Here is a 10,958-nt window from a genome sequence, read left to right on the forward strand (position 1 = left end):
GTGTAATGAGTAAAAACAGCCCAATAACAAAGACATTCACAAAAATACGCAACTTTACTTCACCTCTAGGACTCATTGGATCGATTACCGTTACCATTATTGTCCTTTTGGCAATTTTTGCTCCGTGGATTGTACCGCATGACCCGTTTGCCATTGATGCAACAAAGCGCCTCATCCCTCCCTTTTGGGTAGATGGCGGATCGACCACTTATCTTCTTGGTACAGACCATGTTGGGAGAGATATATTAAGCAGGCTTATCTATGGTGGCCGTGTATCCCTTCTCGTAGGATTATTTTCTGTAATCATTTCAGGAGTTATTGGACTTCTTCTTGGTCTTTTAGCTGGATACCTCGGCGGAACTTGGGTTGATCATGTGTTAATGCGTGTAGTTGATGCGATTCTGGCTATTCCAACATTACTGCTCGTTCTTGTTGCCATCGTCGTTTTTGAACCAGGACTCATCACGCTTATCGTTGTCATTGGACTGACAAGCTGGCCGCAATATACGAGACTCGTCCGTGGCGAAGTATTAAGTGTGAAACAGCGAGAATTTGTCCAATTAGCATATACGCTTGGAGCGCCTCACACGTATCTGATTAGGCGGCATATTTTACCAAATGTCGTGTCATCGTTTATTGTTGTGGCAACAATCGGGATTGCATCTGCTATTTTAACGGAGTCTTCCTTGAGCTTTTTGGGCCTTGGTGTGCAGCCACCCGATATTACGTGGGGCGGAATGTTAAATGATGGCCGGAATTATATTGCTACGAGCTGGTGGATTGCGACATTTCCTGGACTTGCGATTACGATCACCGTTTTGGCAATTACCTTCGTCGGTGATTGGTTCCGCGATGTGCTCGACCCAAGATTAAAACAAGGAGGGGAAGGAAATGAGTGAACCGCTCCTATCTGTTAACAATCTCGTTATACAGTTTCCTGCAAGAGATAAGGACAAAATAACCGTCGTTCATGACGTATCTTTTCATGTCAATCAAGGAGAAGTCGTCGCCATTGTTGGTGAAAGCGGCAGTGGGAAAAGCATGACATCCCTCGCCATAATGGGATTGCTTAAAAGCGAGGGCGAAGTTGCAAGTGGTGCCATCCATTTTCAGGGAAGAAACTTGCTCGCCTTACCAAAAAACGAACGGCGCAAAATTAACGGGAAAGACATGACGATGATTTTCCAAGAACCAATGTCATCTCTTAACCCGATGCTCCGAATCAAGACACAAATTGCCGAAGCGTTAAAAATCCATCATCCGGAAATATCGAAAAAAGCAATTCAGGAAAAGAGCATTGATTTATTGCGCCAAGTGGAAATAAACAATGCAGAAGCTGTTGCAAATCGATTCCCCCATCAATTATCCGGGGGAATGCGGCAGCGGGTCATGATTGCGATTGCTATCGCTAATGAGCCGAAACTTCTCATTGCGGACGAACCAACAACTGCCCTAGATGTTACTATTCAAAAACAGATTTTATCATTAATCAAGAACTTAAACCGCAAAAATGAGATGGGGGTTGTTTTTATCACCCATGATTTAAGTGTCGTCGCCGATATTGCCGATCGGGTTCTCGTCATGCGCCAAGGGAAGATTGTAGAAGAAGCAACTGTCTTTGAACTGTTTGACAATCCGCAACATCCTTATACGATCCGGTTATTGAAAGCCATGCCTACACTTGAAACAGATACAGATACGATAGATTCACTTATGGATGATCCTGCACAACTTGAGAGACTAGAGGATGGCCCCTTTCAAAAAATAAGTGACACCCATTTTGTACGTAAAAAGGCAGGTGCTGACGATGAAGGCTGAGGAGCATTTACTCGAAGTAAAGGGATTAAGAAAATATTTTTCCGATCAGAAAGATGGCCCCATCTTAAAAGCGGTCGATGGGGTGAATTTTCATGTAGAATGCGGGGAAACGCTTGGAATTGTCGGTGAATCTGGCTCAGGTAAATCAACCATCGCTAAAATGATTATGCAGCTTGAAAAACCGACAGAAGGAGAAATCCTTTTTCACGGAAAAAATATAACAAGTTTAACCAATGCGGAGAAGAGAAAGCTCCAAATTATTTTCCAAGATCCATACGGTTCGCTAAATCCCCGGATGAAAGCGAAAGATATCGTTTCCGAGCCCCTCTTTATTCGTGAAAAAATGCCAAAAAGGGAACGGTATGAACAAGCTTTAAAACTTTTACAAGAAGTAGGACTTGAAAAAGAACATCTTAATCGTTATCCGCATCAATTCAGTGGCGGACAACGACAACGTCTCAGTATTGCCAGGGCGATTGCGTTAAAACCAGATTTAATCGTCTGTGATGAAGCCGTATCCGCTCTTGATGTATCGCTACAGGCGCAAATTTTACGTTTATTATCTTCGCTACAGAAGACATACGGAATTGCTTATATTTTTATTGCGCACGGTTTACCTGCTGTCCGATTAATAAGTGATCGGATTGCCATTATGTATAAAGGGGAAATCGTCGAAACCGGCACCCGTGACGAAATTTTTGAGAATCCGCAACATGATTATACGAAATCACTACTAGCTGCAGTTCCTCCCTCCCACCCGCGATTAAGGGAAGATGGATGAATCAGCTGTTACGAATTATAGGAGGAATTACTTCATGAAAAAACTGAAATGGCTCAGCATGACGATCGCTATCACACTTTTACTTTCTGCTTGTGGCTTTTCCGATCCCGATCAGGAAAGTGAAACAAGTGATAAAGACTCAGGCGATGGTTATGAATTACTTACATTTGCCAATCCTGCAGATATTACGACACTGGATCCACAAAACAATAATGTCATTACAACTTCAGCAGTACTCGTAAATATATATAGTAAACTTGTAAAAAGAGATGCTGCTGGTGAAATCGTTCCAGAGCTTGCAACAGCTTGGGAACAAGTCAATGATACGACTTGGGAGTTTACGTTGGAAGAAGGCGTAACGTTCCATAACGGAGACGACCTTACAGCAAAAGACGTGAAATTCTCATTGGAACGAGTGGCGAACGATGATACGTTACAGCAGTATTCCGTTTTTAACAAAATAGAAGAAGTAACGGTTATCGATGATTATACGGTACAGATTATTACCGAAGAACCGGATCCGCAGTTATTAAGCAGATTATCAACGGTTGCTGCGAGTATTTTCCCGGCTGCCTATTTTGAAGAAGTAGGATCAGAAGAATTTTTCAAAAATCCGATCGGTTCAGGTGCTTATAAATTTTCCAAATGGAATCGAGACAGTTATGTAGAGCTAACGAAATTCGCAAATTACTTCGAGGGTGAACCGAATTGGGAAAGCGTTCAATTTACCGTTGTACCAGAAGACTCGACCCGGGTTGCTGAACTATTAACGGATAAAGTCGATGTTGCCTTTAATATTCCAACGGCAGATATCGACCGAATAAACGACAATAAGGGAACCCATGTCAGTCTGGAACCAATCCAGCGTGTCATCCAGCTATGGCTGTCAACAGAAGATGATGCACCAACTGCTGATCCACGGGTTCGAGAAGCAATCGATCTTGCCATTGATAACCAAGTCATTATCGATGAAATTTTATTAGGTGCAGCAACACCGACAAGGACCCATGTTACTCCAGGGAACTTCGGAGCCGATGAGTCCCTTTATGATACGTATGAGTACGATCCAGACCGGGCAAAAGAGTTACTCGCAGAAGCTGGATACGAAGATGGAATTACAGTAGATATTTCAGTTAACAATTATTATACAGAGATGGCCGAAGTCGTTGGTGGAATGCTCCAGGATGTTGGAATCACAGCAAATCTAGAACTACTCGAACAAAGTCAATTTGCTAAACGCTTATTCGATGAAGACTTAGCAGAAGGTGTCTTCGTCGGGTGGGGAAATGACATGTTTGACGGCAGTGTACTCGATCTATTTAGAGAAGAAAATGTCACAAGCTATGCGAACGAAGAAGTTGACGAATTACTTGAAGCTGCGGCCTATAACATGAATGAGGAGAAACGGGCAGAACAGTATCAACAAGTTCAGCAAATATTAGCGGAAGACAGAGGAGCCGTCTACTTATTCCAATTGGAAGGCCGTTACGGTGTGAGCGACCGGCTTAACTATACACCGAGACTTGATGAGTTGTATGTAATTGATGAAATTACGTTAAATGAATAAGGGGAGGAAAATACGATGGCAGTATCCGTCACATTAATGGAAGCATACATGATTGAAACATTACTTGCATCCGGAATGGAAAAAGCTGACTTGATTCACGCAATAAAAACAGAGGATCTGGATGCGATCTTGCAGGTCGATGATTCATTCGACTATCTAGCCTTTATTAAGAAAGCGAAAGATGATTTCGAGCGAGTGGAACAAGCAATTCAGTCTGGCTACACGATTAAATTTATTTCCGTTTACGGAATCGAACGGCTATTAAATATCAAATTTGCTCTGGAGTCAGGGAAAGATTATTCGTTAGAGGATCATCAATTTCATGGAATTAAACTGAAACAAGATGAATTTACCGATTTTGAAACAATGCTCTCTCCCAATTGGAACATTACAAATAAGAAAACAACCAATACCAAAGTAACATTTGACATCATACACCAAACCCACTCCCCTTCCTAACTGGGACAGAGGGTCAGAGCATTTGTCCCACTTTTTGCAGGAGAATTGTTCGGATGAAACTAGCTGGTAACATATTTACCAGCTGGTTTTAATGGGACAATAACAGCCCCCTTTTTTCTAAATGGAGCATCATAATCCCTCCCATTGCACATTCTTATCCATTCTGATACAGCTACTCACTAGATTCATATTTATGTTTTTACATCTCCATTACACAACAATACCCGATCCCTTTCCCTTCCAATTCACCAAAAAACAACAAGATCCACCAAGTGACTTAACGAAAAAAAACTAGTAGTTGACGCTAAATAATTTTAACTGTACAATTACAGTTAACGACATTTTCTACTAGAATCCAATCTAGTAGAATCTTTAAGTACATGAGTTGTAAGCGCTATTACATAATATAGCTATTTTTACCACAAACAAACATAGCGCTAACATCATCTATTGTAATACAGGGGGAAGGGGTTGAATATTTTGTTAGAGGTATTAAATAAAATTAACGCATTCCTCTGGGGTGCGCCTAGTATGATCCTGCTAGTTGGGACAGGGCTCTTTTTAACATTTGCGTTAAAGGGACTGCAGTTCACCAAATTATGGTATGCTTTCAAACTAGCATTTACGCCTGATAAAGAGGATTCAGAAGCTGAAGGGGATGTAAGTAACTTCAAAGCTCTGATGACATCGCTCGCCGGGATGATTGGTAATGGGAATATCGCCGGAATTGCAACAGCCATTACGCTTGGAGGGCCTGGGGCGCTCTTCTGGATGTGGGTTGTTGGACTGATTGGAATGTCGACCAAGTATGCTGAAGCTGTTCTTGCGCAAATCTACCGTGTCAAAAATCCAAATGGCGAATATTCCAGTGGGCCAATGTACTATATTGAGCGCGGGCTAGGGAAAAAGTGGAAGCCACTAGCCATCGGGTTCGCATTTTTTGCGGGAATCGCAGCATTAGGAACCGGTAATGCCGTTCAGTCAAATACAATTGCTGACGTAATGGATAATAGTTTCCATGTAACGGGCTGGGTTACCGGAGTTTTACTTGTTATACTTACCGGTCTCATTATATTTGGCGGAATAAAACGAATCAGTAATGTTGCTGGAGTGTTCGTCCCTGTCTTAGCTATTTTATACATTGCGGGCTCTATGTTAATTTTAATCTTGAATTTTGATCAAATCATACCTGCATTTGGGCTAATTTTCCACCATGCGTTTACACCTGTTTCAGCGGCTGGTGGATTCACCGGATTTGTCGTCACGCAGGCAATCCAGCATGGGGTCTCGAAAGGAATATTCTCCAACGAGGCTGGTATGGGTACCGTAGCGATGATTGCAGGAAATGCCAAGACGAGCCATCCGGCCAAACAAGGCCTTGTTGCCATGACAGGTACATTCATCGTTACGATTATCGTTTGTTCGATGACAGGGCTCGTACTCGTTATTACCGGTTTCTGGGATCCATCTGGCGGATTATTGTCAGGAGTCGAGCATAATGCGAATCTTGATGGCGGCGCTTTGACTAGTGCTGCATTTGGAGCTGTTCTAGGCGTTATCGGTGAATACATCGTTTCCATTTCTGTTGTTTTCTTCGGATTTTCAACGATTATCGCCTGGTATGTCTATGGATCAAAAAGCTTTGAATACTTATTCGGCGTAAAATACGTCGGCATCTATGGTGTTCTTTTTCTAGCAGCTACATATATTGGTTCAGTAGCCGACCTTAAATTGGTCTGGGCATTTGCCGATATGGCAAACGCACTTATGATTATTCCGAACTTAATCGGTCTATTATTATTGTATAAAGTAGTTAAACAACAAACAGAAAACTATTTCGCCAATCCAATTGAAAAAGAGCAATTGCAAAAAAATGCATAGCGCTAATTTTAGGTGTAATATAGAAAATAAAAAACAAATAGAAAGAGGGATTCAAAATGAGAATCGGTATACCTAAAGAAATTAAAAATAATGAGAACAGAGTTGCCATGACACCAACAGGAGTTATTAATTTGAAGAGAGCTGGACATGAAGTATTTATCGAAACAGCTGCAGGACTTGGGTCAAGTTTCAAAGATGAAGATTATGAAAAAGCTGGCGCCACCATTGTATCTTCTGCTGAGGAAGCATGGGCTCAAGATATGGTTATGAAGGTAAAAGAACCACTTCCTGAAGAGTATACCTACTTCCGTGAAGGACTAATTCTTTTCACATACTTACACTTAGCAAATGAGCCAGAATTAACAAGGGAACTCGTCGATAAAAAAGTTGTTGCTTTAGCTTATGAAACCGTACAACTTCCAGATAACTCACTACCATTATTAACACCGATGAGTGAAGTGGCTGGTACAATGGCAACGCAACTTGGTGCTCATTATTTAGAAAAAACACAAGGCGGAAAAGGTGTTGTACTTGCTGGGGTTCCAGGTGTTAAACGCGGGAAAGTTACGGTCATCGGCGGAGGTGTAGTAGGTACAAATGCTGCGAAAATTGCTGTAGGACTTGGTGCAGAAGTTTCCATTCTTGACTTGAACCCAACTCGTCTGCGCGAGCTCCACGAAATATTTGGCAATAATGCTAACGTGCTTATTTCCAATGATGTAAACATTGAACAGGAAGTAATTGATTCTGATATTGTTGTTGGCTCCGTGCTCATCCCAGGTGCAAAAGCTCCTGTGCTTGTATCAGAAGATATGATTAAACAAATGGAAGATGGTTCTGTCATTGTAGACGTTGCAATTGACCAAGGTGGAAACTTCGAAACAAGTGACCATGCGACAACACATGCTGATCCTGTTTATACAAAACATGGGGTTATCCATTACACCGTAGCAAACATCCCAGGTGCCGTACCAAGAACAGCAACAATTGCACTATCAAACGTTACAGTTCCTTATGCGATTCAAATTGCGAATAAAGGATATAAAAAAGCGCTACTCGATAATCCTTCATTACTTAAAGGTTTGAACACTTTAGATGGTAAAGTAACCTATCAAGCGGTAGCAGAAACATTCGACTTGCCATTTGAAGATGCGATTGGATTATTGAATAAATAATGATTGAAAAGACCTTTCAGGTGATTACTCCAAAAGTTAGATTATAACTCTAACTTTTGGGGGCGGCACCTGTTCCTAGCTTGGAAAGGGTCTTTTTATTTTTTTTAGAAAGTATACTAGTGTATAACGAATTAACCTTTTCTCCGACTATCTCCCACACCAAATATTCGAGTCATGCATACTATGATTATAATTTTTAGTGAAGTTTGAAGTGTAAACTTTCTCACAATCCACATTGATATGGATAATAATAAATAGTATCATTCAAATCAGACAAATTTTTTCATTTTTCCGCAAAAACATAGATAATACTATCCAGATTGTAAAGAAATTATGGCATTCTGGATATATCATATCAGTATAAAAGGGAGGGATGATAATGGAGCTTTTCATGCTGTTTTTCATTTTCTTAATGGGCGTCATTGCTCTAGGAGTTTACTTTTTACCAACCATCATAGCTAAGATAAATAATCAACCAAACTTCCTATCTATCTTTGTATTGAACCTATTTTTAGGCTGGTCCTTGGTTGGATGGGTCATATCACTAGTTTGGGCTGTTAAAAAAGTTTAACCTGAAAAGATGCTAATATTTTACTGCACTAATACGAATACTTTTATAAAAGAACCGGGAATAAAAGCATGAAAAGTGATTCATGCTTTTTCCTTTTTATTAAAATATGACACGATTCAAAGCAACAGGAGGATTTTAATTGAAAATATACACACTGACCACAACACAGCACCTCCCCGTTCCCCAACAAAAAGCGTGGGATTTCCTGTCCAACCCTTCTCAATTAGAGAACATTACCTCAAGTGATTTATCATTTAAACCAGTCCATCCCCTTCCACAAAAACTGAAAGAAGGGATGACTTTCCGTTATCAAATCAGACCTTTCTTAGGTCTTCGCATGAACTGGCAGACGGAGATTACCCGTATTGAAGAAGGCAGCATGTTCATCGATATTCAACGCTCCGGGCCGTTTCGCTATTGGCAGCACGAGCACCGCTTGATCCAGAATACGGATGGTACAGAGATGCGTGATACAGTAAACTACGCAATGCCGTTCTCTATCTTTGGGGACATAGCACATCAATTATTTATCCGAAAGATGTTGGAAGACATATTTGAATACCGGAAACGGGCAATCGCAACCTATTTTGAAAACAACTAAGCCCCAAAAAATCCCAAGCTCATTTTAAATGAACTTGGGATTTTTAATGAAGCAATCCATTCAACCAGATCTCGTTTCAAGTGCCACTTCAGGTCCTTTTCTTCCTTTTATATAATTCCAAGCATAAATCACAAATATAATTACATAACCAATAATATCAGTTACCAGCTCGGGAACAATCAAAAGCAAGGAACCGACCCCGAGAATGATTCGAGTGATGACACCTAAATGTGTTTTAATATACCCTTCGACCGCCGCACTAATTGCAATGACAGCTATGGTCGAACTGATTGTGACAATTAGGATATCCATTACTGCGGCAAATGGAAATTCCGTTGCATTGACCGGTAATCCAGTTGGATTAATCAAAAGCATTGCGGGTTCGTAAACAAAAATGAACGGAACGATGAATCCTGCTATCGATAGTCTGAGGGAGATAAATCCGGTTCGCATCGGATCTCCTCCTGCAAGTCCTGCCCCGGCAAAGGAAGCGAGTGCTACAGGTGGAGTAATGTTTGCAAAAATACCAAAATAAAATACAAACAGGTGAGCGATTAGAACCGGAATACCAAATTCCGCAAGTGCAGGAGCAGCCATTGTCGCGGTAATAATATATGCCGGAATGGAAGGGAGGCCCATCCCTAGTACAATGGAAGCAAGCATTGTCAGAATTAACGTAAGCATGAGTGAACCTGCACCAAGGCTAGTAATAGCAGACGTCAATGTCGCTCCAAAACTTGTTAAGTTAACAACACCAATTACGACACCGACAACTCCACAAGCAATAATTGTTGATAGGGATTGTCTCGTTCCCGTTTCCAGCGCTTCGAAAATATCTTTAATCGACATTCTCGTATGTTTCCTAAACCAAGATACAATCACGGTAATTACAATTGTATAAAAGGCTGAAAATGAAACTGGAAATCCGTAGAACAGCATTGCAATTAAACATATAAGCGGAATGAGCAAATGCCATCCATTTTTCAGCACTTTTTTCAACTCGGGCAGATCTGCTTTCGGTAACCCTCTCAAGTTTGCTCGTCCTGCCCGGTAATGAACTTGCATAATACTACTCAGGAAAAATAATAGCGCTGGGATCAATGCTGCGAGGGCAATCGTTCCATACGATATCCCAGTTGTTTCCGCCATAATAAAGGCACTCGCCCCCATAACTGGTGGCAAAATCTGTCCACCAATAGAGGAACTTGCCTCAACTGCTCCAGAAAAGTTTTTATCATAACCGATCTTTTTCATTAACGGAATCGTAAAGGCTCCGGTACTAACGACGTTACCGACTGCGGATCCGTTAATTGATCCCATAAAGGCACTTGAGATAACAGCTACCTTAGCCGGTCCGCCTTGTTTATGTCCGGCTAGTGCAAGAGCAAGATCATTGAAAAACTGCCCCATCCCTGACTTTGCAAGAAATGCCCCAAACAAGATGAACAGGAAGATAAATTGGACCGAAGCACCGATTGCTGTTGAAAAAAGGCCTTCTGTTTTAATGTAAAGCTGACCAAATATATCGGATAAATCAAATGGCCTTGTCAAGAGCATCCGTGGTAACCAGTCTTGGTGGCTGAAGAAGGGATAGACAAGAAATAACATGGCCAAAATCGGCAAAATCCATCCCGTAACCCGGCGTGCTGCTTCAAAGACTAAAATGACAGTCATAATCGCCATTAGAATATCTGTCGTAGTCGCAATCCCGCCACGCGTTGTGACAATGTCGGGATATACAACAAACAAATAAACAGAGGAAGCGACACTTAGCCCGACGAGAATCCAATCATAGAATGGTATCTTTGTGCGATTTTGCTTTTTAAATGTCGGATAGAGTAGGAATACGAGAACAAGTCCACCCATTAAGTGGACATTCCGCTGTAAGAGTGTTGGGAGCGGATTAAATGTTACATATAAATGGAAGACAGCAAAAGAAATTGCGAGAAGCGATATGCCCCATAAGATTGCCTTATTATTTACTTTCCGCACATTCGATTCCAAGTCAAACTTTTCCAATACTTTCTGGACTTGCTCATTCGAGACTTCAACAGATGTTGTTGGCTGCTTTTCGTTATTCATAAAAATTCCCCCCTTATGTATTC

The 10,958-nt window shown here is 41.3% G+C and carries 10 protein-coding genes; 9 read left to right on the forward strand and 1 reads right to left on the reverse strand.

Annotation, left to right across the window (positions count from 1 at the left end; translation table 11 throughout):
• Positions 1-5 precede the first annotated feature (5 nt).
• From SPD53_RS09800 to SPD53_RS09840, 9 genes are all read left to right on the forward strand, one after another.
• On the forward strand, positions 6-899 hold the full coding sequence (locus SPD53_RS09800; RefSeq protein WP_188856064.1) for an ABC transporter permease: 894 nt from the start codon (positions 6-8) through the stop codon (positions 897-899).
• Positions 892-1,818, forward strand: a complete 927-nt coding sequence (locus SPD53_RS09805; protein WP_336252434.1) for an ABC transporter ATP-binding protein — start codon at positions 892-894, stop codon at positions 1,816-1,818. Before SPD53_RS09800 ends, SPD53_RS09805 begins: the two co-directional genes overlap by 8 nt.
• Positions 1,808-2,599 carry an ATP-binding cassette domain-containing protein gene (locus SPD53_RS09810; RefSeq protein ID WP_336252442.1) on the forward strand — a complete coding sequence of 264 codons (792 nt, stop codon included), beginning with the start codon at positions 1,808-1,810 and terminating at the stop codon, positions 2,597-2,599. Before SPD53_RS09805 ends, SPD53_RS09810 begins: the two co-directional genes overlap by 11 nt.
• A gap of 34 nt (positions 2,600-2,633) precedes the next feature.
• A complete protein-coding gene (locus tag SPD53_RS09815) occupies positions 2,634-4,166 on the forward strand; it encodes an ABC transporter substrate-binding protein (RefSeq protein WP_336252435.1) in 1,533 nt (510 codons plus the stop codon).
• Positions 4,167-4,181: 15 nt separating this feature from the next.
• On the forward strand, positions 4,182-4,625 hold the full coding sequence (locus SPD53_RS09820) for a hypothetical protein (RefSeq protein WP_336252436.1): 444 nt from the start codon (positions 4,182-4,184) through the stop codon (positions 4,623-4,625).
• Positions 4,626-5,105: 480 nt separating this feature from the next.
• Positions 5,106-6,506 carry an alanine/glycine:cation symporter family protein gene (locus tag SPD53_RS09825; RefSeq protein WP_188856091.1) on the forward strand — a complete coding sequence of 467 codons (1,401 nt, stop codon included), beginning with the start codon at positions 5,106-5,108 and terminating at the stop codon, positions 6,504-6,506.
• A gap of 56 nt (positions 6,507-6,562) precedes the next feature.
• Positions 6,563-7,681, forward strand: coding sequence for an alanine dehydrogenase (gene ald / locus SPD53_RS09830; RefSeq protein WP_336252437.1), 1,119 nt, complete (start codon positions 6,563-6,565; stop codon positions 7,679-7,681).
• Positions 7,682-8,060: 379 nt separating this feature from the next.
• Positions 8,061-8,252 (forward strand): superinfection immunity protein, encoded by a 192-nt coding sequence (locus SPD53_RS09835; protein ID WP_229782546.1) that lies wholly within the window; start codon positions 8,061-8,063, stop codon positions 8,250-8,252.
• Between the two features lie 139 nt (positions 8,253-8,391).
• Positions 8,392-8,853, forward strand: a complete 462-nt coding sequence (locus SPD53_RS09840; RefSeq protein ID WP_336252438.1) for an SRPBCC family protein — start codon at positions 8,392-8,394, stop codon at positions 8,851-8,853.
• A 60-nt stretch (positions 8,854-8,913) separates the two neighbouring features.
• Here SPD53_RS09840 and SPD53_RS09845 read toward each other — a convergent pair whose 3' ends face one another.
• Entirely contained in the window at positions 8,914-10,935 is a 2,022-nt protein-coding gene (locus SPD53_RS09845; protein ID WP_336252439.1) for a TRAP transporter permease, read from the reverse strand.
• Positions 10,936-10,958: the final 23 nt, after the last annotated feature.

It is taken from the genome of Oceanobacillus sp. MO10714A (assembly GCF_037072045.1).
GTDB lineage: Bacteria > Bacillota > Bacilli > Bacillales > Amphibacillaceae > Oceanobacillus > Oceanobacillus indicireducens.